This window comes from Methylophilus sp. Leaf408 (assembly GCF_916856905.1).
Classification (GTDB): Bacteria; Pseudomonadota; Gammaproteobacteria; order Burkholderiales; family Methylophilaceae; genus Methylophilus.
The window spans coordinates 353452-378592 of record NZ_CAKASK010000002.1; the positions used below are offsets into that span (position 1 = coordinate 353452).

Genomic DNA, 25141 nt, shown 5'->3' on the forward strand with positions numbered 1-25141 from the left:
CAATACACAAGCTGCGGTTTAAGCCGGTTGTGAAATACCTGCCAGTGCCTCAGTGGCAGCTGTTTCATCAGTCATGACAATATCTGCTAGCGAGATAATGCCAACCAGCTGATTTTCCCGGTCTAGCACTGGCAATCTGCGTATTTGGAACTGTTTCATCTCGTGTGCTGCCTCTTGTACTGTCTGGTCATCAAATACATATCTGGCTTCAGTGCCAAGTAATTGGCTGATTCTGGTGTCATCCAGTGACAAGCCTCTTGCTACCGCGCGTATCGTGATATCTCGATCCGAGAGCATGCCTATCAGTCCATCATTCTCGCAAATGGGTAATATACCCAAATCGTGCTCCAGCATGGTTCTGGCGGCTGAGCGTAAGGTATCATTAGGTGATGCGACAATTACCTCTGGTGTCATTATCTGGCTAATCAGCATGTTGTTTCCTTTGCATAATCTGTGTGCCAGCTTGCGAGAGCAAACTTGAAGCACCGTTAGACATGATTCTAAAGATCTGAACGCCACAAAATCATCCGTGGCAGGCTGATTGCAGCGTCAGACTTTGAGTCAGTTGTATACAGACTTCTCTGACAAGCCAGCCATGCTTAAGCGGGTAATGCCTGTTTTGCTAAAGAAGATCCGCCTGGACTCAGCACGACTTTACGGCAAGCTTCTTCCTTCTTGTTGAAAATTTCATACCCTCTGGCGGCGTCCTCCAGCGACATGCGATGGGTGATGATATCAGCCGGATGTAATTTGCCTTCTTCAATGCTATTGAGCAATTCGGGCAGGAAACCATGCACATGGGTTTGTCCCATCTTAAAGCTCAAGCCTTTATCAAACGCATCCCCCATTAAAAAGCCATGAATAAAACCAGCATATAAACCTGGAATGCTGATAATGCCGCCGCGACGGGTAGCTGCAATACATTGGCGTAATACTTTACCGCTGCTTGTTTCGACCTTTAACGTTGTCAGGGCAGTTTCAAGCATGCTGCCTTTTGCTTCAAAACCAACTGCATCAATACTGGCGTCTACACCTCGGTTACCGGTTAACTGGATAATCAATTCGGCCGGATCATTATTTTCATCAAAATTAATACTGATGGTGTCATACGCTTCTTTGGCAAAATCGAGGCGATACTGGTGATGGTCGACCATGAAAATGGTTTCCACACCCAGCATGCGGGCACAAGCGGCAGCCATCAGGCCCACTGGCCCTGCCCCGAAAATCGCGATTTTTGAACCGGGCCCGACATCTGCATTGAGTATTGCCTGATAACCGGTTGGTAGGATATCGGTGAGAAATAATACCTGCTCATCTGCTAATGACCCGGGCACTTTAAAGGGACCGACATTGCCATGCGGCACTCGCACAAGCTCTGCCTGCCCGCCCGGGACGCCGCCATACATGTGGCTATAGCCGAACAAAGCAGCCGGAGGTCTTGTATCTTTTTTATTCAGCGATGCGCCACGATCCGGATTGGAAGTTTCACAGGCAGCGTACTGGCTTTTCTCACAGAAAAAACAGTGCCCGCAAGCAATTACAAATGGAATAATTACCCGGTCACCTTTTTTGACATTGGTAACGTTGGGGCCCACATCTTCTATGACACCCATGAATTCATGGCCAAGAATATCGCCATCCCTTACTTCCGGTATTTTGCCGCGATACAGGTGAAGGTCAGAGCCGCAGATAGCAGTTGCTGTGACCCGCAAAATGACATCCTCCTCGTGTTTCAAGATGGGATCAGGAACAGTCTCGACTCGAACATCATTACTGCCGTGATAGGTTAGTGCGCGCATAGGAAATCCTTTGTTAAAGAAGAGAACTGGTGAAATTGACTCAGTTTGTTGGCTTCGACTTCAAACTTTAAGGATTGGGCAAAAACAAGATAAGCGTGCTATCTCTGATTATTTTGTAGGTATTGCTAGTCATAAAATCCAGGGATTTTTCATTTGACTGATGCGATAGCAAATGAAAAGCTGCGTCTGACAATAGAATCAGATATTCACTGACAGTATCCCCACGCATTACGCCCTAAACTGGTTTCAATTCAATGATAAAAAGGAAATCGCCATGTATTCAATTAAACGTTTAGTGCTGGGTTCAGCTGTGTTGGGCCTGCTTTGTATGAGCTTGAATGTCAATGCCAGAGATGTGACTTCTTCCGACAAACGCTTTTTAAAGAACGCGGCAGAATCAGGTAATTACGAAGTCGAAGGCAGTCAGCTTGCGCTGAAAAAATCGAAGGATGCAGACATCTTGAAGTTTGCAAAAATGATGACTGAAGACCATACACAAGCTGCTGCTAAAGTTAAAGATTTGGCGGCAAAACGCAATGTGGAGTTGTCCAAGGAACCTAGCCTGATACAACAAGCCAAGCTTAAATATCTGGAAACAAAAGAGGGTACAAAATTTGATAAAAGTTATGCAGCGGGTGTAGGGGTGGCTGCTCACGAGCAAACGATAAAGTTATTTGAAGATGCGGCTGAAGATGCAACGGATCCGGAAATTAAAAAATTCGCAGCGGATACGTTACCAGTGTTGAAAAAACATCTGGAAGAGGCAAAACGGATCGATGCTAAAGTTAACAAAGATGACTAATTATTAGTTGCTTGTCCCTATAGCAAAAAAGCCTAACCAGGTATCCCGGTTAGGCTTTTCGCTGTTCTAATACTCGTCGGTGGATTTAACGCTGGGCAACCGCAGTTTCGATCCAGCTTTCAATGTTTTCACTGATATGCGCATACACTTCTTTGCTGGTTTCGCCTGGCGGATCATAAGTGTGAATAGTGTGCATCGCCGGTCGGCCGTCCGGCATACTCAACCCCTCAAAAGGATTAGGCCCGGGAGCACTTTCCTGCTGATTTTGATCCAGCAATCTGTGTATCCTGATACCCAATAAACCCTTGCCTTTAGCCAGGGATTGTTCTATTTCATAATGTACCCATTTGCTATTTGCAGTTTGTGCGCCTATGAGTACAACTGTGCAACTACGCCCATTTAGTTGCTCGTTAATCCAGCGTCTAATAGCTGAATCCTTAGTTTTCAACACTGACTCCCAGGAGTTATCAATTGCAGCCTGATTACCTGCCACTACGCCGATATTCCGCACCATAGAAGCCCGCCAGCTATCATGGTCATAATCAAAACTGTAGAAAACCTTGCGCGCCATACAAGCCCTGTGAAATCCAAACCATTATGGTACTTTAAATGCCAGGAAGCTTGTAGGACAAATCAGATTTTTTTGATTTTCCTGGTGATCATCAAAACTAAGCAGTTGCTGGTTAATTAACTGATGGTCAATAAGCTAGAGTCTGATATTTTATTTGGAATGCTATTGCAACGGATTGGTGGTGGCATAAGCAAAATGGGCATGAAAAAGTCGCGCAAAATCTATATCTGCAAGATCAGTTTGAGTGCCATAGCCATGATCTAACACTAAATTTAAAGCGGCACCACCGGGCGAAGGTACTGGTAAAATGCTGGCGTTCGGATGATAGTATTTGAATATTGCATGTTCGGTTTCCACTCCTTCCATGCCGCCTATAAAGACGGCTCCGATGAGATCCTTACGTGAAAGCATCTCTTTGCGCATATGCAGGATGCTAGCTTCCCTGTTATTTGAGACAGCGTTGGTATAAATGACATTGCCAAACTTTTTGTTTTCTTCAGCAAACTCATCTTCAAAAAACTTGCTCTGATAGAGAATGACTGCATCGGCGTAATCTACGCCCAAGTCCTCGCAGATGCTCCATAACATGGGTGTAATCGCCGGGTGCCCTCCCCAAACAATTTTATGCTGCCTGATCACAGCAACCACCATCTCACGCACCGCACACTGGATAAGAAACGGGTTAGCCGTCTCGTGATAGGTACCACGGTTTATAACCGGCACACTGGCTGAAAGAAATATTGCTCCCATATTAATGATTTCCCCAATGCTCAAATTGCTGACTGGCTTCGGTGATTTTAATCCAACTGTCGGGTTGAGCATGTGTGTTTAGCCAATCCAGGTAATGCAGGCCTTTTTGACACATACCTATTGGATCATATATTACGGCTACGGATTGTTCGGGTGACGATGTATGGTTAAGCGCTTCATCCAGAAGGACAGGAGTTGGTACACCAAAAGTTGGATACACTGTCAGAAATTGTCCCGCAGGTAACTGCATATGCATCGCCCTGTTAGTGCTGACACCCAGCATTTTTCCACCGATCGCCTGAATAGCGATACGGAGGTTGCTGATAATATTGACTGAACGTATGGCGTGATTCTGGCTCCGGATTTCTTCCAGTTTCAAGCAGACACCTTCCAATGCACCTTCTTCAAGTAGCCCTGTGTCAGCATGAATATCTTCGGTTTTAAGATCGGTCAGCCAGGCAGTTGCAGAGCGTCGGGAGGGAGTAACTTCAGGCCAGCTCACCCGCAAAATGCTAATGCCTTTAGCCAAGACCCGGCCAAATTCCGCGTTAGTCCAGCGATCATCAAAATAGCTGGGGGTGTCCAGCATTAACAATACATCCGTGTCATATAGCTTGTGCCATGACAGGGCCTTTACATCTTCATCTATTTCATTGCCATGCGTGTCAAGAAACACATCAAATTGGCGTGCTGAAAACGCTTCATAAAGCTGTAAAGCAGCGGCTGAAGCTTCACCATGATGGTGACTGATAAATACGCGACGTTGGTATGGCAGTAACCCTACACACTCGAGCAAAGCGTTCGCGATGCGCTGAGCGCCGCCTTCTGCGTAATTCAGGCAGTTCAGTGGCTGCAATATTTCAGGTAATTCTGCCTGCGGTTTATTCAAGTCGGATACCACTGGCAATACTGGTACGCCACGCTCTAAAAGTTCTTCGAGGTTTGCAATATCTAGGGTGTCTCCGCCAAAGAATACCGCGGCTGAGGGTTGAAGCTGATGTGGCTTGAAACTGGCAGGTAATACATCCCAGGCCACTTCATGTCCAAGTCGTAAATTAAACTTTTCCAAAGCAGTGGCTATGCATTGGCTGAGATCGCGAATTTGCGTTTCTGTTGGCGCACCCAGCACGGCAAGTTGATATAAAAAAGTCATGTTAAAGCAGCCATATATTCTTTCGAAAGATCATTTTTATTGCTTTTGATCTTAATTATGCAAATACTCACTTACAGTATATAGGTTAATCCTTAGCCAAATACGTTAAGTGCGTCAAAACCATAAGTATTAATGGAGCTGTGTTGTTTTTGAAAGTAATTATCATCCAATTAATTACGTAATCATTGAATAACTGGTAAAAATCCTCTAGTCATGAAGGGCTGATATCAATGTAAGAATTATCGCACCACGCCGACATGAGCGCATCCTGGCAAAATATAGTAATATTGTTTATTAACCACGAAAAAAAGGATGTGTTCGCACACATCCTAAAATGACCCGACAAAACACCTCGTCGGACATCATCATGAATTAGCTTTTCTTTGCACCCTGCTTGCCAGACTTGTCATTGCTTCCAGAAGAACTACGACCAGTTGAGGAGTCTTGATCACTCTTTTGATTTTTTTCACTCGGACTAGCCGCTTTGGATTCCTTGTCACTAGAACTGCCACGCGTATTTGATGAACCTTGTTTGTTACCTTGATTTGCTGCCATGATACTTTCTCCTATTTGTCATCCAGATGATTAACCCACTGCCTCAGGTATCTGGAAGACTAGAATGAGGCGAAGCAATGTGTAGTTATCATAGGGGGAATGTATCTGTTCTTTCATCCGCAGATGGCTGATTGCAGCGTCAGAATTTCATTCAGGTAAACGCATTTGCCAGCAATAAAATGACATAGCATTCTAGCCAAAACAATAAAGACTCAAGATAGCGTAGCTTGAGTCTTTAGGTATTGTCAGAAGCGTCTGATTGATCAGCGGCTATTAAACAGACTTTGCAATTAAATTAGGTTGTTGGTCGTGAGTTTGCTTGGATATAGGCTTGTAAACAAAAGTGATTTTAGCACCGCTTTCTGCAGCCGCATTGGCTAGCTGGTCTATATCTTCAGCGGTTTTGCCAGTAGCAATAAGCGTGAATCCCAAGCCGGCTTTAGCAATCCGCAGTAATTCATCCGTAGACTTATTTTCAAAGCTCATCATATGTATCCTTGCGTAAACTGATCGGAGAGTGTTACATCCCTTGATTCAAGATTAGGAAATAGCGGGTGCGAAAAGGCTAGCATTTGGCAAATAATCATATCTTTAATGACAAGTTTTAGCATACTCGCCTCGAGATTAATAATCAGCATTCCTTTAGACTTTCAATCATATTCGGGAATAATTCCCACCCAACGCAGCTGCCTTAGAAAATGGCTAGATCGGCAATTCAATAAATAAAGCCACGATATTGCCACCAATTCTACTAGTCCCCAGTAAGTCACAATCCGGAGATTAATGCGCCTGAACATGAATTTTGATTTTCTGATATTGAATTAGGAAAGAAGCGCGGTGATTTACAAAACACGATCGGTTAAACACTAAGCTTGGTGTAAGAATCACCAGTGGAAAAACCACCGATAGAGCGTTTTTATATCGATTTGTAGGAATAACTTTACAGATTTAGGCATTTTTATATTTATCTTCTGCCAAATTAAAAGCCACAATAAATCTTGCTTTTAAAGCGCTCCCCTAAACCCTCAAAACCATATAGACTGGTTGCTTTGGCAATGATTTTAGATATTAAAGAACAGTTGATTTCGTTCTTTAGAATAGCTGGTAATCAAAATTACCTATAACCGAACAGCGGAGATAACAATGAGTCAGGATTCAACATTGCAACTTGCAGGGCTTATCAAAGGGAATGAAGCAGCTTTAGTCGACGAATTAATCACGGCAATGAGAAATAAACTCATGCGTTTTGACAAGGTATCAGAGTCAGAGATTAGGCAACAGACCGCGCAGTTGCTCAAGCTGTTGGAACTGAACATCCCGAAAACAACGACCCACAACCTGAATGATTCCATCTGGGCTGAAACAAAACAATTGCTGACCGAGTTTTCCCATGCCAGGGTAAAACAAGGATATACCCCTGCTGAAACTGCTAGCATCATTTTTTCTTTAAAAGAACCGATTTTTAAACTTTTGCGCGCCTCTCTGACAGATCAACCACAACAACTGGTAGAAGAACTGGCAACCACTACCGCCTTGTTCGACAGTCTGGGACTGTACACCATTGATGTTTTCCAAAAGGCCAGGGAGCTGGTGATTTCACGTCAGCAACAGGAACTGCTCGAATTATCAACCCCGGTGGTGCAATTATGGCAAAACGTTCTCGCGTTGCCACTGATCGGAACGCTGGACAGCGCCAGAACGCAAGTGGTGATGGAAAACCTGCTGCAAAAGATTGTAGAAACAGGCGCGCTGATTGCGATTATTGATATCACTGGCGTACCGACAGTCGATACCCTCGTCGCGCAGCATTTGCTGAAAACAATCGCTGCGGCGCGCTTAATGGGTGCGGATTGCATTATCAGCGGCATCAGGCCTCAAATTGCCCAAACCATTGTCCATCTGGGTGTCAACCTGGAAGACGTGATTACCAAAGCAACACTGGCAGATGCTTTCGTGATTGCATTGAAAAAAACCGGTGCTTCTATCACTAACTCAGCGGCGTAAGGGGGCATTATGGAACGCATTCCAATCCTCAGGATGGGCTCATTATTGCTGGTGACTATCCAGGTCGATATGCATGACCGCCTGGCGATGACTTTACAGGAGGATTTGACAGACCGCATTGTGAAAGACCGCGCTAAAGGAGTCCTGATTGATATCTCTGCGCTGGATATTGTGGATTCATTTATTGGCCGCATGATCAGCAATACCGCTGCCATGGCAAAGATACTTGATGCCAAGACTGTAGTGGTTGGCATGCAGCCCGCTGTGGCGATTACGCTGGTTGAACTGGGTCTGGCACTTGAAGGCGTGAGTACAGCGCTGAATGTTGAACGCGGCATCGCCATGTTAGCTCAACGCGAATGAGCGGCTTTTCAGAGTATAAAAAACCACGCATGGTGCTTAAATGAAAACAGCAGAGTCAGGTGCGGTAGTCATGCCCTTGTATAGTGACGAGGATGTGGTCCGCTTAAGAAAACTGGTTCGCGAGGAACTGGCTGCTTTGGGGTTTGGGATTGTTGACCAGACCAAAATGATTACAGCGGCGAGTGAGCTCGCCAGAAACACTTTGAAATATGGCAAAGGCGGCGAATGCCATTTAGGCAAATTGAATGAATCGCCCAAAATTGGTGTCGAATTAGTATTTACCGATGATGGTCCCGGGATAGAAGATACGGCTCTGGCACTCACTGACGGTTATACCAGCGGTGGTGGTTTAGGGTTGGGCCTGAGCGGTGCCAAAAAACTTTCTGATGAGTTTCATCTTGAAACACGGCTTGGTGAAGGCACGACTGTCACCATCAGAAAGTGGAAATTCGCATGATGCGTTTAGGGTCACAAAGTAGACATAATATAGGTGAAATCGGCGAAGTTTCATCTGCACGCAGGGCTGGCGTAGAGCTGAGCCGAAAGTTAGGGTTTGATGAAGTGCGCGCCGGGGAGTTGGCCATTATCATTACCGAGGCGGGGACCAATATTGATAAACATGCCAGCTCGGGAACAATTTATATCCGGGCGATCTCAGCAGGTGAAAAACATGGTGTAGAAGTGCTTGCCGTCGATTCAGGCCCTGGTATGGGGAATATTGAGCTAAATTTTGAAGACGGTAATTCTTCCACCGGCACTTATGGCACAGGCTTGGGCGCAATCAAACGACTGGCACACCATGTGGACATTTACTCCGAGCATGGCAAAGGTACGGTGCTGCGGATGATTCTGTGGGCTGAGCCGGCAATGGTCTCCGAAGACTTCTGGGAAATTGGCACTATATGTGTACCGATCCCATCAGAAGAGGTGTGTGGTGATTCCTGGACGGCGGTTGGCTCGGGAACTGTACTGAGTGTATTGGTCGCTGACGGACTCGGCCATGGACAAGGCGCGGCAGATGCCTCTTTATTGGCTGTGAAAGCGATGGAAACTGACCCGGATTTTTTCCCGTTACGGGCCATGCAAAACAGTCATGCGCTGATGCGCGGCAGTCGGGGCGCAGCAGTCGCCATCGCCAGAATTGATGTCAATGCCCAAGAGATCAGGTATTGCGGCGTCGGTAATATCGCCGGCTGCATATTTTCAGCAGAAGGCCGCCAGCACCTGATTAGCCACAATGGCATTGTCGGTACCAATATGCTTAAAACACAGGAATTTACGCATGCTTGGAAAGAAGATGCACTTGTCATCATGCACTCCGACGGCATCAGTACTAAATGGGCGCTGGAAAATTATCCAGCTCTTGAAAAATGCCATTCGTCAGTGATTGCGGCAGTGATTCATCGCGATTTCACACGTGGCAGGGATGACGCTACTATCGTTGTTTTCAAGCGTATCTTAAATTAATCATTAGGCACAAATGTCGATTAGATTTCTCGCGCTAAGTATCGAAACCGAACTGGATGTCGTCGCTGCCAGACAGCGTGCGAGGGATATCGCTGCCATCTGTGGCTTTGCCTTGCAAGATCAGGCACGCATTTCCACGGCGGTTTCAGAGCTTGCCAGAAATGTCTACAACTACGCCGGTAAAGGCCGTATTGAATATTCAATTGAGGGAACGACGGTTCCGCAATTATTGACGATTCATATCGAAGACAAAGGCCCGGGCATTCCGCATATCAAGGAAGTGTTGTCTGGCGGTTATCAATCACCTACCGGTATGGGTCTGGGCGTGATTGGGGCAAAAAGGTTGATGGATCGGTTTGAAATCCACACGGATAGTAGTGGCACGTCGATTATCCTGCGCAAGTTTTTACCTAAAAGCGCACCCTTGCTCACGCCGGCCAAAGTTGGTAGTTCTATCTCGCAACTATCAGCACTGGCACCCAATATTTCTCTATCTGAAGTCCAGCACCAGAACCGTGAATTGCTTCGCATCCTGGATGAATTGAATGCCAGACAAAAAGAGCTAATTTCCCTGACTGAGGAACTGGAAGATACCAATCGCGGTGTACTGGCCTTATATGCCGAGCTTGACGAAAAAGCCAGTCATTTACGCCGGGCGGATGAATTGAAGTCGCGTTTTCTTTCCAATATGAGTCATGAGTTCAGGACGCCGCTCAACTCAATCAGGGCATTGGCGAAACTGTTGCTAGACAAAATGGATGGCGACCTCACCACCGAGCAGGAGGTGCAGGTGCAATACATTATGAAAGGTGCAGTTTCTTTAAGCGACCTTGTGAATGATCTGCTGGATATTGCAAAAATAGAGGCGGGTAAAACTGAAGTAAAACCGACCAGTTTTTACGTCAGTGAAATGTTCAGCGCCTTAAGGGGTATGCTGAAACCGCTGCTGGTATCCAATAAATTAGCACTTAACTTTACCTTCCCTGAAGCAGATATAGAACTGTTTCAGGATGAAGCAAAAATTTCGCAGATTCTTCGTAACTTCATCTCAAATGCGCTGAAATTTACCGAAGTCGGCAGCATTGAAGTCAGCGTATCAGTTGACGAACGCGATTGTGTGACTTTCGCGGTTAAAGATACCGGCCTTGGCATCCCGAAAGAGCATCTTGATTTGATTTTTGAGGAGTTTTCCCAGGTAGAAAATCACTTACAAAAAGCCGTCAAAGGGACTGGTTTAGGCTTGCCATTATGCAAAAACCTGGCCTCATTACTGCAGGGGAAAGTTTCAGTTGAAAGTACAGTCGGCCAAGGTTCGACTTTTGCAGTATCGCTGCCCGCCAAAATCAAACTGGTCAGTGCTATTGAAGATCCGATTCCAGCCATGACCGTCCAGGATAATCGCCTACCGGTGATGATTATCGAAGATGAGGAGTTTGAACAGTTGCTATATAGGCGCTATCTGGATGATAGTGAATTCAGGGTAATTCCAGCTCGTTCCCTGCGTGAAGCAAATGCCATGTGGAGCCAGGTTAAACCGGTGGCTGTATTACTGGATATTTTGCTCAAGGGCGAAGATTCCTGGCGCTGGTTAGCGGATTTGAAACAGGATGAACAGCGCAATGTACCTGTGATTATTGCTTCAAGCGTAGAAGATGAAAGAAAAGGCCTTGCCCTGGGGGCAGATGCCTATTTCCAAAAACCGTTGCTTAAAGCCGATTTGCTTTCCAGCTTAAGAGAATTATTAAATGTGGGGCGAGAAAACTCTTTAGAAGCGCTAGCCAGCGCTAAACATTCGACGGCAGATGCGACAACTATTCCATCGGATAACCTGTAATGAGAGACACTCAACCAAAGGCGGTTGAAATGATAAGAAATCATCCATTGCATGATTTTTTGATACTGAATGTGGATGATACTGATGCCGCCAGGTACGCAAAATCGAGGATTCTGACCAAAGCCGGGTTCAGCATCATAGAGGCTTCCAATGGTGGCGATGCCATCTCCATGGCAAACAGCGAACAGCCCAACCTTATTTTACTGGATACCCGATTACCGGATATCAACGGCTTCGAGGTATGCAGAAGATTAAAGTCTTCCCCCGCCACCGCTTCCATTGCCATCCTTCAAACGTCTGCTTCGTTCATTACCTTGATAGATAAAATCAATGGTATTGAATGCGGCGCTGATAATTACCTGTTTGAACCCATAGAGCCTGAAGAGTTAGTCGTCAATATTAAAGCGTTACTGAGACTTAGCTTGGCCGAGCAGGATGTGCGCGAAATTGATAGAAGAAAAGATATATTCCTGGCCACCCTTGCGCATGAGTTGCGTAACCCGTTAGGTCCGATACGAAACTCTATCAAGTTGCTGAAAACCTTGAATACCAAGCTCAATGCCAAAGAGTTTGAGCTATTGGATATTATCTCGCGCCAGACCGACCAGATGGTAAAACTGGTGGATGACCTGCTGGATGTTTCGCGAATCTCGCAGGGGAAAATTTCGCTAGATATCGAGACCTTGAATGTGCGTGACTTTGTCGAGGCAGCGGCAGAAAGCAGCAGCAATTTAATTGCCGATCGCGGCCATCAGATCACCATCACAATCTGGCCTGAGCCACTGTGGGTTTCCGGTGATAGAGTGCGCTTGATCCAGATCATCAGCAACCTGATTAATAATGCCGCCAAATTCACACCTGCCGGAGGCTTGATTACTGTTGATGTGACAAAAGATCAAAAGTGCGTACTGATTAAAGTGACAGATAATGGCATCGGTCTGGATGAAGAGCATCTGCACAATATTTTTGACCTGTTTGTACAGCATGCGCATACCGAAGAGCGCGCACAGGAAGGCCTGGGCATCGGGCTTTCGCTGGTAAAAAACCTCACACATTTGCATGACGGCGAAATCAACGTGACCAGCCCAGGTATCAATAATGGCAGTACATTTACTTTGGAATTAAAGCTGGTAGCCGCACCACAGCATGAAATCAAACCTGTTGCTGCAGCACAGGTCCCTCAGGACTTATCAAAAGAAAATACCAGAGTATTGGTAGTCGATGACAATGAGGATGCTGCCAGCACGCTTTCCGATTTATTGGAGCTGGCTGGTAATAACGTGAGGAGCGCTAACTCAGGCAAAGAAGCCCTCAAAGTAGCTGAGGAGTTTTTACCAAACATCATATTTCTGGATATCGGCCTGCCTGATATGACCGGCTATGAAGTTGCAAAAGCCGTTCGCCAGATAGAAAAACTCAGTAAATGCTATCTCATTGCCCTTACTGGCTATGGTACGGCGTCGGACAAGAAAAATGCACTGGATGCAGGTTTCGATTTGCATTTAACCAAGCCCCTGGATTATGAAAAAATTGAATCCATCAATCTCGGGCTTTAACTCAAATACAATTTGTGAATCAGGTTTGAATAGAATGCTGGATATATTCCAGGCTTGAATCAATGCTTACTTTTTGAGGTGTAGGTCACATTATTACCGCTAATCGAATGATTGTTAAACACAATGCCAATCAGCATGATGGTAGTAATAAATATAATAAACATCATCATTAAAGACGTCACCACAATGCCTGCCGAGATGATCAAGGAAGTCATCATGTTCAACATTTCTTTTGTGAAATCCCTTTTTTGCATTTAAGCCTTTATGTCTAAGCTAATGAATTTGGCTAGTAGTGAATGTGGAATATACATAGCTAGCAGGCTGTGTGAGTTGAGTTTGTTGTAACAGTGATCGTGGTGAAACCCGATAACGCATCGAAATTGCTCACTCTAGAGTTAAAAATTATCCCCTTTAAAAAAAATCCCCACCTAGGTGGGGAGATAAATTAGGGTGTCTCAGGGAAACAAAATGACTCTAAGCCAGCCACTCTGTTAGTAGTAATAATCGCACTTGCGATGAAATTAACATATAGGCAAATGCTGATTCGCTAGTAGGAGTTTTCTGACGTTACTTGTGATCGCATTCGGATTGATGAGGACTTATCCCACTATCACATAGTGAGCAAAACCTCTAATGCCTGCAAGGCATTAGAGGTTTCAAAGTTTTAAACCAAATAAAGCTAGTACTTACTGACCTGAATATACAACATCCACGCGACGGTCATGCTGGAAACAATCCTCATCACCGCAATTTTGCTTTGAGCGCTCTTCGCCGTAGCTTACAGTCTCAATTTGCTGATCGTTTACACCTTGAATATTCAGCGCATTTTTAACTGCCGCAGCGCGACGCTGACCTAAAGCAAGATTATATTCATGTGTACCACGCTCATCTGTATTGCCTTGCAGTACTACTTTGGTTTGCGGATGTGCGGCTAAATATTTGGCGTGATTTTCTATCAATCCTTTGTATTCATCGCGTATAGCATCACTGTCATAATCAAAAAAGATCTGGCGTTTAGCCAACTCAGATGCACTCATTTGATCTTTGCTGGAATCGACATCTACCGTTTTAATCGTAATTTTGTTTGGGGCGGCAGGAGCCTCAGCGCTGGTATTTTCTTGCTGGGTATTGATTGGACGTGTCACGCTAGGGTCAACCTGAGCCGGTTTCATCGGTGTGCTACTACAAGCTGAAAGTAATAATGCAAGTGAGGCAATTTTCCAAAGATTGTTGTTCATGATTTTTCCCTTAATTTAAATTATAAAATTCTCACTCATAGCCTTAATAAAAATTGATTATAAACCTGAGTACTCATTCAGATTTTTATTTTTATTATAGCCATACCGCTATGTTGGCTCAGTAAATATGCTCATAAACTCGGAGCGGTACAGCGCATCCAGGAAATGTCCTTCTTTGTCTTGATGCTCTGCATTTGAAGGGATGTTCGCTTCCATTTGTGATGGCATCATGACTTTGGTACGTGCAATTTCGTCACCGGTTAAAGTCCTGGTTGCCCAGATGCGATCACTAGTTATAGGCCAGTTAGCATCGTTAGATACGAATGAAGAAATCAGGAGGAACATAACCGCGGCAATAATGCCTGCAGTCATAGTAGCTAAAGATATGCCGCTATCTGAATTACTTGAAGTATCTGTGCTGTTCATCTTGAGGATCTCACTTACTAAAAATTTTTAATAATGTTGAAGCGTAAGCGGTTATTGGCAGGATTAAACGCCACCAGTTAGAGCCAGGATAATCAGGATTAAAAGTACCAAGCCTAGTCCACCGCTTGGGTAGTAACCCCATTTGGCGCTGTGAGGCCATGTAGGCAAGGCTCCAATCAGAGCAAGTATTAATACTACTATTAGAATTGTATGCAGCATGAACCTCTCCTAAAACCTAAGCCAAAAATCTCAAAATGAATGCTGTGCTAAAACACAATTCATTCAGTGGAGGCTCCATCATGCAGAACTTGCTTAAAACGCTGTATACAGTTTCAGCTGAATTTGACGTAGGAATCATCGTACAAAAAGACCCAAGGTACTAACCTTGGGTCTTCTTTATCTTAATTAAATTACAATTTAATCGTTGCGTGATTTCAAACTCTCTAACAAAGCATACTTTTCCCTGTCAATTTCATCTCGTGTACGGATTCCCATTCGACGCAGGATAGGCAACGGAGGACACCAGCCTTGCAGGCCATGCTGCAATAAAAACGGTAATACCACTGCAGGCAGCGCGAACCATTTCTTGTTGACGGTTAATCCCAATACTAAGCCGGTAAGTGCCAGCGTAGAGGCATTCACTTCCAGGACACGTTCAGTATCCCATTCTTTTTCCAGCGCAATGATGCGTTGTTTCACTTCCCAGGCTGGCCGGGTTGCGTAGTATTGGATATTGGTATTGGTCACACAGTCAATTTGCTCATTGACGTCTTCATCTGTCGAGTTCCTGACGCGATCAAACTGGTTGGAATTCTTTACCTCATAGTTTAAATCCATAACTTCACCTTACTGTTTAATTACTTTATACGAATAGGACAACTGAACTGTAGTTCACTTAATCGTGCGTGCCGAACAATAAGCGCTACTCATAACACCTATTAAATCCCGGCCACATGCCTGATGTTTAAACCTAGCTTTAAATTTGCTGGAACTGCCTTATCGATCATTTTTGGCGGTGGCAGATTCAGGTTATCCATCATGCGGATAAATTCTTCGCGGCTTTTACCGGCTATTCTTTCGTTTGAACGCCGCTCTTCGCCTATTGAAGAATGTGTCTTGCCCTCATAGTCGTGGCATGGGTAGACCAGGGTTTCATCAGGGTAGCTAAAAAGGCGCTGCGTAATGCTGTCGTAAAGCGTACCGGCATCACCGTTCTGGAAATCGGTACGCCCACAACCATTAATCAACAGGCTATCGCCAGTGAATAATTTGCCACTCCAGAAATATGACATAGCACCGGATGTGTGGCCTGGGGTATGAATCGCTTTGATCACCTGATGCTTGCCAAATGACAACTCCTGGCCATCATCAAGCTGGATTTCTGCAGCGGTAATTTTGCAGTGCACAGGAGTAGCCGCTCTGGCGCCGGTCAATGAGCAGAGCGCACCCGCTGATGTTATGTGATCAGCATGCGCATGTGTTTCCAGCACATATCTGAGCCTCAAACTTTCATCACTCAGCAATGACATATATTGCTGCAAGTGTTGGTCTACGGGGTCAATAATCACAGCCTGTTTAGTTTCAGCATCTGTCAGTACATAGGTATAGGTACTGGAGTCATCATCAAAAAACTGATAAAGGTCCTTCATTATTTATCCCTAATTTTTTTTCAACATCCCTATATGCTGTGCAAGCATCAACACTTCTTATTTTTAATAGACTTCTATATCCGGCAGCAAGTTTCTTAACTTTTTGCTCAGCCAGATTTTAGGTCATTGCTTTTGAGTGACGTTTGAGCTTAGATGAATCTCAGCGGGAGGATTACCAGACACAAAAGGCGTTTCTGTGCGCGTTTCACCTTCAAATAATGTCCCTACAAACACATCAATTGCAGCCATCACCATCAGCATCACCAAAAGCACAGGCAACACCTTAAATACTGAACTGGCTATGACACTGATCACTGCATTGATGGCACCTGCAACCTCATTGATTACTTGCGGATATGACATGGTGTAATCCTCTCGAATCGGCTTTTAAAATAAAAAATGAGGAGCATGACTGGCTCTTTTTACAAAGCCAGCCATAAGTGCCTCAATCTTAATTCGTAGTGGCAGGAGGTGCTGATTCATAATCCGTTGGCTGTACCGGATTGCCTTTAGTAGTGCCTGCTTTTTCGTCTTTATTATTTAATACTTTGTTTTTCTGTCTTTTGAAAGGACGGTCAGCAGAGCCTTTGTCGGTGCGTTTGTTTTGCTCTTTCAATTGCGGAGTATCCGAGTTGCCCAGATTGCTGGCATCATTGGGCACACCATTCTGGTTTACATCTGTAGGGCCCTTGTCCGTGTAGCGTTGCTGTCTTTCCACTTGAGGACTATTAGAGGTACCCAATTTGGCACCATCATCTTTGCTCTCAGCCGCATAATTGGACATTGAAACTGTTGAGAATAAAATCGCGATCATTATTTTTTTCATTGTTATATCCTTTAAATTTAGCGCTAAAAACTAAGCGCCGGTGATGAAATAAGTTATTTATAAGCGTAAGCCATTAAATAATGTTTTGTTATGCAGCTCTATCAGTTCGCCGCTCATTTCGCTGTAGGAAGTCACTGACTGATGTTGAATCACTTAAGATTTAGTGGGGATGACAAGGCTTGGAATATAAATGATCAGGAATGATGGCTGGACGGTTACTTAATATGGGCCTTATAGAAATAAAAAAAGCCGGCTGGATTTAGCGGGCTTTATGTGAAGCAGATTGTCTTAACTCTAGATACTGGCACGTTTACTAATATCCTTTCTCTTAACTTGAGGGATAATTCGATAGAGTCCTGGATCTGGAGCATCTGGATTATCATCCGGATAAAAATCTTCGTACAAGTCTCTCTCCACGCGTTCGGTAATGTCAGTGTCAATGGGGGTAGGACTCGAAGTATCCGGCTCGGGGATTTCAGACTCTTCTGAGTCATCAGCCAGTTCAGAGCGATCCGGGTCCAGCAGATTTTTGTCCCATATTCTCACTTCCTTGCTTTTAAACTCTATGTTCAAAGCCATCATCATCTCCTTTGCATTTTCCAAAGTTAAATTTCAGTCAATTGTTCAATAAATAACATCCCATCGTTAAGTTAAGACAATTTAGATAAAGAAGTTATAAGCCCATTTCTGATTGTAGTGTAAGAAAATTTATTTAGGTATTTTTTACCTATAATTTTCAGTAAAAATGCCTCTGATGAATACTTGCTAGCTACTAAAGCAGTGTGCCCTTGGTTACTTAACCAAGGGCACACATTTAACACCTATGCAAACGGGGGTTTACTAGCCTTCGCCACGTTTTACCTTATCAACATACTCCTCCAGATTCACCAAACCTTCTGATTCTGCAATCGCTTTTTCTTCGGGTGTAATGGCGTCCTGCACCATATCGAGTCTTTTCCAGGTTGGAATTGGCGTCACTTTACATGGCTCCGGCACATATTTTGATTGATCAATCTTTTTATATTTGTGGATATACCGCGGGCAATTTACCCATATCTTGGTCACAGTCACAAAGATCAGGTACTTTGCTTCGGTATATTCGGCCATCAGTGCATGCTCACGTACCAGTTTGGCAGTGCCTTGCACCCTGATTCTGTGTGGTGTTTCAAAGTCGATAAACAGCAAGCCAACTTTACCTTGGCCATCGATATTGCCAACCGAGTAAAACATGCCATTACCATCAAAACCTGGGAAAACCAGCGTGCTTTCATCCAGCACTTTTACAAACCCCACGCCGCCGCCCTTGTATGAAACTGTGGGCATGCCATCCCGGTCAACGGTAGAAAGAAAAAACATGTCACGGCTAGTGATAAACGCTTTCTCTTCATCAGAAATCGCTTCATGAATCCAGCCGTTGTCTAATAGTTCTGCAAGCTTGGTAGTTTCAAACTCTTCCTGCAGTGCGCGGTGCTCTGGTGAATATATTGATGCCATTGATTACCTCCTAAATAAGGCCATTAAGTACCGGCCATGCTATCCAACCCTAAAATCAATCCAGCCTTATTATTGGCTAAGTATTTTTATCTATGATCCAGCCTACAGCTTCATTCTATTCGAACATAGCATCATTACCAAACGGCTTTGAGGCGTCAATTTACCGACAAATTGCTGATGATGGTTCTTGATACCGATTTTAACTTTGTGTCTAACATATGTCGAAATCAGTTTCCAAAACATGTTTTAAAATTAATTATATAGATGCTGATAGACGAGCTAAAAATTTGAATGCACAAAAGTATATTTAAGAATAATATTTGTACTCATACTTTTAACAATGACAGAAAAATTAAAAGTATTTAACTTTCCTGCAGACTTGCTCTCCCTCAAAAACCAATAAGAACAGGATCGGATTTTGATTAAAAAAACTAGAGAAACCGCCATCAAGACTCTCGAGTTCGATCCGCATGACCTTGCTTGTGAAGAGTTACGTCATGTTTACCGAAATAAAAACAGTAGCAAATTAATCGTATTATTCAGCGGGTTGGTTGCGGCCGGTATGCTGGCCTGGGACATAGGTATTATTTATGCTGGCACATGGTATGCCTGGTTGCTGGTAGCGCATGCCTGGCATTGGTGGCTGGGTCGCCTGGATTTTCTCTCGGCAAACGTCAGCATTGAACTGGCACGCATTAACCGCCATGTAACGGCAGCAGCCATTGCCGGTTTGGGCTGGGGCGCGCTTTCATTCTCGTTGCCGTTCGTAAGCAGGCCTAGCAAAGCCGCTATCCTGATCATTATGCTGATCGGCGTCATCATGGCGCTGCCACGCCTGGTGGTTTTCCTGCCCATATTCTTTGCCTTTGCTGCCGGGGTGTATGTACCCCTGTTATTGGCAACCCCGTTCCTGGATTTTGAAACCCTGCATATGGCGATGGTCATGCTAATTGCGGTTGGTGCAACGATGTGGGCATCGGCCAGCGAGGTGCGCAAGATATTGATTGATGTGCTGCTGAAACAAGTGTTATCGGAACAGGCTTCGTGGGAAGATAAACTCACCGGCATTGGCAACCGACGTAGTTTTGATGTCAATTTTGCTAACTATTGGGCGCAGGCTTGCCGGTCCAAAGTACCGCTGTCACTCATGATGGTGGATGTTGATTTTTTCAAAAAATTCAATGATAGCTACGGTCATCAGGCTGGGGATGAATGCCTGCGCCAAGTGGCACTGGCACTAGATGGTTGCGCGCGCCGCGCTGGCGATTCCGTGACCCGCTATGGTGGCGAAGAATTTGCTGTAGTGCTATTCCATACCTCGTTAAATGAAGCACAGAACATTAGTCAAAACATGCTGAATGCCGTGCGCAAGTTGAATATCAGGCACGAACAATCTATACATGAAACCGTCACCATTTCAATGGGCATTACCACAATTCTACCCAGCCCTCACGATGACATGCAAAAGCTGATTGAAGAAGCCGATAAATGCCTTTATCGCGCAAAGGAAAACGGACGTAACCGGGCGGAATGGCAGATATTGGACAATTTGAACGTCTCATAACCCATACCCCCCTCCCCTAACTCTCCAAAATCGCATCTATTGTCATTATTTGTCATGATTTAGACAAAATATGTGAAGCTGAGATAGTTATTGTTGTTATGTATGTGCAATAATATTTACTCAAACCATATTTAAATCAAATAGTTATTACCTGTTTCACGAATATTAACAAGGATGGCACATAAGTTGCTAATTACATTTAGAGCAATATGTTTGGCTTAAAAGATGGAAAGGCTTTTAACCTCAAGCTTTCGCTAAAAGATTGAAGTACCTTCAAGAGTGCTGATTTTTAAATGTGTGTAACGTGGGTAGAAGTACCTAGCTTATCAATATTCCGGGGAATTAATATGTGCAATTTGATCAAAACAGTGTTTGTAAATTTCATCTCTGACGAAGAAGGTGCCAGTGCCATTGAGTATGCATTACTTGCAGCCATGGTTGCTATTGCACTTGTCACATTCGTACAGCCTATCAATACGGCTATCACTACCATTTTTACCAGCATCCAGACTGCGCTGACTTAAGTAACGCATCCCATGCACTCGCCAGTTCCAACTGGCGATCAATCACAGAATGCATAGCATGACTGTTGCTGAAATGATTGTAGTTGCCTGGTGCCTGGTTGTTACCATGTCAGATCTGCACGCAAGACGCATCCCCAACATGCTGACTCTGGGCATGTGTGGGATTGCGGTTTGCTGGTTGCTGTTGACCGGCCATTCCATGCTCAATGCCACCCTGCAATCCACTGCCATTGGCGCCGCCATCAGCCTGTTGTTAACACTACCGGCATATGCTGCGCGCCTGCTGGGTGCTGCGGATGCCAAGTTATTACTGGCAATTGCCTTGGTTGCTGGTAGCGACTTAACCTTGTTTTCCTTTGTGATAGCAGCCTTGCTTGCAGCAGTGTTGGGGATGGCTTACCTGTTGATTGCCTGGCTGCGTGCCCGACCCTTCACAGGCAATAGGTGGCTGCCATTTGGCGCTGCTTTAGGGGTGGGTTTGCTGTGTGCTATAGGGATAACCAATTGATAGTAACTATGAAAAAAAATGGTTATTTAAACAGACCTCAAAAAGGTGCAGTAGCTATCGAGTTCATGATGCTATTCATGCTTTTTTTTGCGCTGTTTTATGCAATGGTCAATTACGCCATGGTAATGCTGATGCAATCAGCATTTGTACATGCGGCGGAAGAAGGCGCACGCGCGGCCATTGCGGTCGACCGCCTGGCGTTCGTCAGTAACGTGGCTTATTTAAGCAACGGTATAGACCCAAAAGTACGCAGCGTGGTTGGCAATTCGTTGAACTGGTTACCCACAAAACCGAAAAGTAAGGTACTGGGTGCTGGCAATAGCAACGTGCAACTGAGCATGAATGGCAACCAACTGACAGTCAGTGTGGTGTATAGCGGTTATGCCGCAGACCCACTGATCCCGTTGCTGACCTTACCCATCATAGGACAGATTCCGAAAGTACCTGCTGATCTGGCAGGTAAAGCAGTGATCGAACTTTAGAAAAATACTAAGAAAAGGAAGGCAGCATGAACAGTACATTTTTGCGTGTATTGGCGACATTGATGGTGATTGCTGCCATTGTCACCGCCTATATAGGCTATAAGCTGAGCCAGAAAAAACCAGCCGAAAGTATTAAAGTGGTGGTACCGACTTATACACAGGTCATTGCGCGAAACACGTTGCCGGCAGGCCATGTGTTGGTGATTGAAGACCTGGATACAGCTACCACATCTGTTTTAGACAAGCATGCGTTCAGCGACCCGCAGGCGTTGATTGGCAAGGCAACCACGACCTCCATCATGCAAGGCGCGACGTTTACTGCTTCGCACTTTCCCACCAGCAGTGTGCTGGGGCAAGCGCTAGCTCCGCATGAGCGTGCGGTCGCCATCAAAGTAAATGAAGTGGTTGGTGTGGGCGGCTTTATCAAGCCAGGTGACCATGTCGATGTATTACTTTATTTGCGTTCCGAGCGTGAAACCGGCGAAGTCAGTTCTGCCCAGGTAATACTCACCGATGTAAAAGTGCTGGCTTATGGCAGCCTCACCAGCGAAAGTCTATCCAGCCAGCCGGAGGCATTGACGCCTTCAACACCGGCTAAATTGGGCGCCGATAACAATTCCGACATCAAGAACAGCAAGGACAGTCGTTCTGCCATTCTTGCAGTAAACGCAGAGGATATGGCAAAACTGATGCTGGGAGAAAACACAGGTTCTTTGCGCCTGGCTTTGCGTGGCGAGACTTCCGCGACCCACGGCCCTGCAATGGCAAGTAATCAGCTTGTCAGGTTGAGCGAAGTTTCTCAATCACCTGGTGTAAAAGCACCAGGGCTTTCTCCAACGACTATCGAAACCACTCATGCAGAGTCAAGCAAGAGGCCAGTCACTGCTACGTCTAAACGCGAACAGGTGATTGTGCATCTCGGCGAAAAAACAGAGGTCATCCATGTGGCCAGATAATAACCAGAAAGCCGGGGGTTTAACCATGTCGAATATAAAATATATCTGGCTAGTGCTTGTTTGTAGCTTGTGCAGCTTTGCTCTGACCGCACAAGCTGAGGAAACCAGTGGCCTGAGTCTGGCAGTTGGCGACCAGCAGGTGTACGTGCATGCCAGACAGGTCAAACGCGTGGCAGTAGGCAACCCTGATGTCGTTAGCATCAGCATGCTTTCCTCACGCAATCTGCTGATCATCGGCAAACAAGCGGGCGCCACTGACATTGCCATATGGGAAAGTGAAAAAGCAGCCACGCCGGCAAAACGGATCAAGGTGGCGGTGCAGGTCAGTACCGAGCTTGAACAGCAACGTTTAAAACTTTCTAAAAATATCAAATTGTTGCCAGCAGGCAACCAGGTGGCGATGGCCGGTGAAGCCGATTCCCTGGAAGACCATACCTTCGCCCGCCAGGCCGTTGATAAAAGCATCACAACCCCGATGGATGCGACTCTGAGCAGTTTCGATAATCAAGTGCAGATTGATATCAAAGTGGTTGAAGTGAGCAAGCAAAATATGATGCGGGCTGGGTTTTTCCTGGGGAAGAATAGTGGTAACACCACGCTTTCCATGGGAACTCCGGGCAATCTTAGTGGTGTGCGTAGAGGGCCTCCAGTCACTTTTAATGGTAGTTCTGGCGAGCCTTTCACACTGGATAGCGCCTCAGGGTTTTTACCTGTACCGAATGCCTTTAACTTTGTGGCTGGGAATGCAAGTCGAGGCCTGCTCGGTACACTGAGTATTCTCGAAGCCAATGGCTTTGCATACACACTTGCAGAACCAAGCCTTACTGCTTCTTCCGGGCAAAGTGCCAGTTTTCTTGCCGGTGGTGAATTTCCCATTCCGATACAGTCAGGTGCAGGCGGCTTGGGCGCAGTGACGATTCGTTACAAAGAATATGGCGTGCGTCTTATGCTGACACCTACAGTTTTAGATTCAAACAGGATTTTTCTCAAGGTATCCCCGGAAGTCAGTGAGATCGACTTTACCAATGCCGTACAAAGCGGCGGGGTTGCCGTGCCTGGCTTGCGCGTGCGGAGGACAGATACCAGCGTCTCGCTCGGCGATGGCGAAAGTTTTGTCATCAGCGGTCTGGTCAGCCGTAACACATTGCAAGATGTGGACAAGGTTCCGGGACTAGGTAACCTGCCGATTATCGGCGCGTTTTTCCGCTCTACCCGTTTTGACCGTGAAGACAAAGAATTACTGATGATAGTCACCCCGCACCTGGTGCGACCCATCGCCAGGGATGCCGCGTTACCTGTCATGCCAGGCGGCAACCTGCGTGACTACAACCCCAGCTACAGCGACCTGTTCTTCCAGAAAGGCCCCAAGCCGGATACTGGAATCCCTGCCACCGGCTTTTCGAGGTAAACCATGAGCGAACGTAACTGCTTTATTGCCATTACCCAAAGTCAGGACTGCCTGCAATGGCTGGGCCAATCGCTGCGGGATGAAGGTGAAATGATTCCTGCCGACTCGCCCTCGATTGACCGGGTGGTACAACTCTCGGATGCCATCGGTGCCTCCATTATTTTTGTGCAGCTGAATCCGGCTGAGTATCGAAAAGAAGCCTTACTGATTGAAGGTATTATTGCTGCCAAGCCTTACTTGCCGGTGATCGTAGTGGCAGACTCTTTTGACCAGAATCTGTTGCTCACCGTCATCCGCCTTGGTGCCCGTTTTATCAAGATTGGCAGTCGTGCAAGCGAAGTCATCGCCGAAGTCAAACGCCTGAATCCCCGTGATAACGGATTGCAAACCTCACAAAGTGACCAGCATGGCAAAATCACTGCGGTGGTCAGCGCCCGCCCAGGCAGCGATTCTCCCATGCTGGCGCTACATCTTGCGCTGGCGATTCAGGAGACCGAGCCTACCCTGCTGCTGGATCTGGGGGTGCCCCATGGCGATGCCATGCTCTACCTTGGCCTGACTTCTTCGTATAGTTTTATCGATGCGATCCGCAGCTTGCGGCGTATCGATTCCACCCTGATCCAAACCGGTTTTGGCCGCCATAAAAGTGGCCTCACCGTGCTTTCAATGCCAGAAGACTCCTGGACAGGCGCCCAGTTTACTGCTGCTGATGTATGCGTGCTGCTACGCAGCCTGCGTCGCCATTTCTCACGCATCGTACTTAACCTGGGTGGCATGGTCGATTCAGATTTCCTGCTATTGCTGCTGGGCAATGTCGACCAGATTGTTTTGCTGGTAGAGCAAAGTGTGCCTAGCTGCCGGCAGAATATGCAGTTGATCAAGCATTTACGTGAGGAAAAGGTCTCTCTCGCCAGTACCGGTGTGGTAGTAGATCGCTACCTGTCCAAAATGCCGCCGGACGCAGATAGCATTGCCCAATCATTTGGCTTGCCTTTGCTTTCCAGCTTGTCATCTTCAGGCATGGCACGCCTTGCCACCATGAATTCTGGCGAAAGCATGTTTGAGTTATCTCCCAATGACCCCTACAGCATCAGTGTGCGCAAACTGGCTGAAAAATTGTTGGATGGCCCCGCCACGCAAACTGAAAAAAAGAACGGCCTGTTGCATAAGCTAATTTCTGCCATCACATCCACTGACGATAAATCTTAAAGG

General features: G+C 45.8%; 31 protein-coding genes. 14 read left to right on the plus strand and 17 right to left on the minus strand.

All coding sequences use genetic code 11. The annotated features are described in order from the left end of the window. Positions 1-18 precede the first annotated feature (18 nt). Positions 19-432, minus strand: coding sequence for a CBS domain-containing protein (locus LPA26_RS12495; protein WP_229008594.1), 414 nt, complete (start codon positions 430-432; stop codon positions 19-21). 167 nt (positions 433-599) lie between these two features. Continuing rightward, entirely contained in the window at positions 600-1799 is a 1200-nt protein-coding gene (locus tag LPA26_RS12500; RefSeq protein ID WP_055828373.1) for a zinc-dependent alcohol dehydrogenase, read from the minus strand. Positions 1800-2073: 274 nt separating this feature from the next. Between LPA26_RS12500 and LPA26_RS12505 the strand changes: the two genes are divergently transcribed. Continuing rightward, positions 2074-2601: a DUF4142 domain-containing protein gene (locus LPA26_RS12505; RefSeq protein WP_055828376.1), complete on the plus strand. Its 528-nt coding sequence runs from the start codon at positions 2074-2076 to the stop codon at positions 2599-2601. A gap of 85 nt (positions 2602-2686) precedes the next feature. Here LPA26_RS12505 and LPA26_RS12510 read toward each other — a convergent pair whose 3' ends face one another. From LPA26_RS12510 to LPA26_RS12530, 5 genes are all read right to left on the minus strand, one after another. After that, positions 2687-3172, minus strand: coding sequence for a TIR domain-containing protein (locus LPA26_RS12510; protein ID WP_229008595.1), 486 nt, complete (start codon positions 3170-3172; stop codon positions 2687-2689). A 162-nt stretch (positions 3173-3334) separates the two neighbouring features. Next, positions 3335-3994: a hypothetical protein gene (locus tag LPA26_RS12515; RefSeq protein ID WP_229008596.1), complete on the minus strand. Its 660-nt coding sequence runs from the start codon at positions 3992-3994 to the stop codon at positions 3335-3337. Then, the gene (locus tag LPA26_RS12520; protein ID WP_229008597.1) at positions 3924-5075 is read right to left on the minus strand and encodes a TIR domain-containing protein; all 1152 of its coding nucleotides are present in this window, start codon (positions 5073-5075) and stop codon (positions 3924-3926) included. Before LPA26_RS12520 ends, LPA26_RS12515 begins: the two co-directional genes overlap by 71 nt. A 372-nt stretch (positions 5076-5447) precedes the next feature. Further along, entirely contained in the window at positions 5448-5630 is a 183-nt protein-coding gene (locus LPA26_RS12525; RefSeq protein WP_055869647.1) for a hypothetical protein, read from the minus strand. A 273-nt stretch (positions 5631-5903) separates the two neighbouring features. Next, complete coding sequence (locus tag LPA26_RS12530) at positions 5904-6119, minus strand: hypothetical protein (protein WP_229008598.1); 216 nt, start codon at positions 6117-6119, stop codon at positions 5904-5906. A 654-nt stretch (positions 6120-6773) separates the two neighbouring features. Between LPA26_RS12530 and LPA26_RS12535 the strand changes: the two genes are divergently transcribed. Genes LPA26_RS12535 through LPA26_RS12560 form a run of 6 tightly spaced genes read left to right on the plus strand, consistent with a single transcriptional unit; the run spans position 6774 to position 12854 of the window. Beyond that, positions 6774-7634, plus strand: coding sequence for an STAS domain-containing protein (locus LPA26_RS12535; protein WP_229008599.1), 861 nt, complete (start codon positions 6774-6776; stop codon positions 7632-7634). Positions 7635-7643: 9 nt separating this feature from the next. Continuing rightward, positions 7644-7997, plus strand: coding sequence for an STAS domain-containing protein (locus LPA26_RS12540; protein WP_055828397.1), 354 nt, complete (start codon positions 7644-7646; stop codon positions 7995-7997). A 40-nt stretch (positions 7998-8037) separates the two neighbouring features. After that, the gene (locus LPA26_RS12545) at positions 8038-8454 is read left to right on the plus strand and encodes an ATP-binding protein (protein ID WP_055869639.1); all 417 of its coding nucleotides are present in this window, start codon (positions 8038-8040) and stop codon (positions 8452-8454) included. Further along, the gene (locus tag LPA26_RS12550) at positions 8451-9464 is read left to right on the plus strand and encodes an ATP-binding SpoIIE family protein phosphatase (protein WP_229008600.1); all 1014 of its coding nucleotides are present in this window, start codon (positions 8451-8453) and stop codon (positions 9462-9464) included. Before LPA26_RS12545 ends, LPA26_RS12550 begins: the two co-directional genes overlap by 4 nt. Before the next feature lie 13 nt (positions 9465-9477). Beyond that, on the plus strand, positions 9478-11298 hold the full coding sequence (locus tag LPA26_RS12555) for an ATP-binding protein (RefSeq protein WP_229008601.1): 1821 nt from the start codon (positions 9478-9480) through the stop codon (positions 11296-11298). A 29-nt stretch (positions 11299-11327) separates the two neighbouring features. After that, positions 11328-12854, plus strand: a complete 1527-nt coding sequence (locus LPA26_RS12560; RefSeq protein WP_229008602.1) for a response regulator — start codon at positions 11328-11330, stop codon at positions 12852-12854. A gap of 59 nt (positions 12855-12913) precedes the next feature. Here the strand turns inward: LPA26_RS12560 and LPA26_RS12565 are convergent, their stop codons facing one another. From LPA26_RS12565 to LPA26_RS12610, 10 genes are all read right to left on the minus strand, one after another. After that, a complete protein-coding gene (locus LPA26_RS12565) occupies positions 12914-13072 on the minus strand; it encodes a hypothetical protein (RefSeq protein ID WP_156376460.1) in 159 nt (52 codons plus the stop codon). 468 nt (positions 13073-13540) lie between these two features. Beyond that, complete coding sequence (gene pal, locus LPA26_RS12570) at positions 13541-14092, minus strand: peptidoglycan-associated lipoprotein Pal (RefSeq protein ID WP_229008603.1); 552 nt, start codon at positions 14090-14092, stop codon at positions 13541-13543. A 108-nt stretch (positions 14093-14200) separates the two neighbouring features. After that, the gene (locus LPA26_RS12575) at positions 14201-14464 is read right to left on the minus strand and encodes a hypothetical protein (RefSeq protein ID WP_229008604.1); all 264 of its coding nucleotides are present in this window, start codon (positions 14462-14464) and stop codon (positions 14201-14203) included. A gap of 117 nt (positions 14465-14581) precedes the next feature. Beyond that, on the minus strand, positions 14582-14737 hold the full coding sequence (locus LPA26_RS12580) for a DUF3309 family protein (protein ID WP_082488022.1): 156 nt from the start codon (positions 14735-14737) through the stop codon (positions 14582-14584). 198 nt (positions 14738-14935) lie between these two features. Further along, the gene (locus LPA26_RS12585) at positions 14936-15355 is read right to left on the minus strand and encodes a hypothetical protein (RefSeq protein WP_229008605.1); all 420 of its coding nucleotides are present in this window, start codon (positions 15353-15355) and stop codon (positions 14936-14938) included. Positions 15356-15456: 101 nt separating this feature from the next. Then, the gene (locus tag LPA26_RS12590) at positions 15457-16167 is read right to left on the minus strand and encodes an MBL fold metallo-hydrolase (protein WP_229008606.1); all 711 of its coding nucleotides are present in this window, start codon (positions 16165-16167) and stop codon (positions 15457-15459) included. Positions 16168-16290: 123 nt separating this feature from the next. Further along, on the minus strand, positions 16291-16530 hold the full coding sequence (locus LPA26_RS12595) for a hypothetical protein (protein ID WP_229008607.1): 240 nt from the start codon (positions 16528-16530) through the stop codon (positions 16291-16293). An 88-nt stretch (positions 16531-16618) separates the two neighbouring features. Then, positions 16619-16993: a hypothetical protein gene (locus tag LPA26_RS12600; protein ID WP_055828426.1), complete on the minus strand. Its 375-nt coding sequence runs from the start codon at positions 16991-16993 to the stop codon at positions 16619-16621. A gap of 294 nt (positions 16994-17287) precedes the next feature. Beyond that, positions 17288-17596, minus strand: a complete 309-nt coding sequence (locus LPA26_RS12605; protein WP_229008608.1) for a hypothetical protein — start codon at positions 17594-17596, stop codon at positions 17288-17290. 237 nt (positions 17597-17833) lie between these two features. After that, on the minus strand, positions 17834-18487 hold the full coding sequence (locus LPA26_RS12610) for a pyridoxamine 5'-phosphate oxidase family protein (protein WP_055869618.1): 654 nt from the start codon (positions 18485-18487) through the stop codon (positions 17834-17836). Between the two features lie 418 nt (positions 18488-18905). Between LPA26_RS12610 and LPA26_RS12615 the strand changes: the two genes are divergently transcribed. From LPA26_RS12615 to LPA26_RS12645, 7 genes are all read left to right on the plus strand, one after another. After that, on the plus strand, positions 18906-20051 hold the full coding sequence (locus tag LPA26_RS12615; RefSeq protein ID WP_229008609.1) for a diguanylate cyclase: 1146 nt from the start codon (positions 18906-18908) through the stop codon (positions 20049-20051). Between the two features lie 347 nt (positions 20052-20398). Continuing rightward, positions 20399-20575 carry a Flp family type IVb pilin gene (locus LPA26_RS12620; RefSeq protein WP_229008610.1) on the plus strand — a complete coding sequence of 59 codons (177 nt, stop codon included), beginning with the start codon at positions 20399-20401 and terminating at the stop codon, positions 20573-20575. Positions 20576-20633: 58 nt separating this feature from the next. Further along, entirely contained in the window at positions 20634-21083 is a 450-nt protein-coding gene (locus tag LPA26_RS12625) for a prepilin peptidase (protein ID WP_229008611.1), read from the plus strand. An 8-nt stretch (positions 21084-21091) separates the two neighbouring features. Next, on the plus strand, positions 21092-21565 hold the full coding sequence (locus tag LPA26_RS12630; protein ID WP_055869605.1) for a TadE/TadG family type IV pilus assembly protein: 474 nt from the start codon (positions 21092-21094) through the stop codon (positions 21563-21565). A gap of 26 nt (positions 21566-21591) precedes the next feature. Then, positions 21592-22521 carry a Flp pilus assembly protein CpaB gene (gene cpaB, locus LPA26_RS12635; protein ID WP_229008613.1) on the plus strand — a complete coding sequence of 310 codons (930 nt, stop codon included), beginning with the start codon at positions 21592-21594 and terminating at the stop codon, positions 22519-22521. Positions 22522-22546: 25 nt separating this feature from the next. Beyond that, entirely contained in the window at positions 22547-23929 is a 1383-nt protein-coding gene (locus LPA26_RS12640) for a type II and III secretion system protein family protein (protein WP_229008614.1), read from the plus strand. A 3-nt stretch (positions 23930-23932) separates the two neighbouring features. Beyond that, positions 23933-25138: a hypothetical protein gene (locus LPA26_RS12645; RefSeq protein WP_229008615.1), complete on the plus strand. Its 1206-nt coding sequence runs from the start codon at positions 23933-23935 to the stop codon at positions 25136-25138. The last annotated feature ends 3 nt before the right edge of the window (positions 25139-25141 follow it).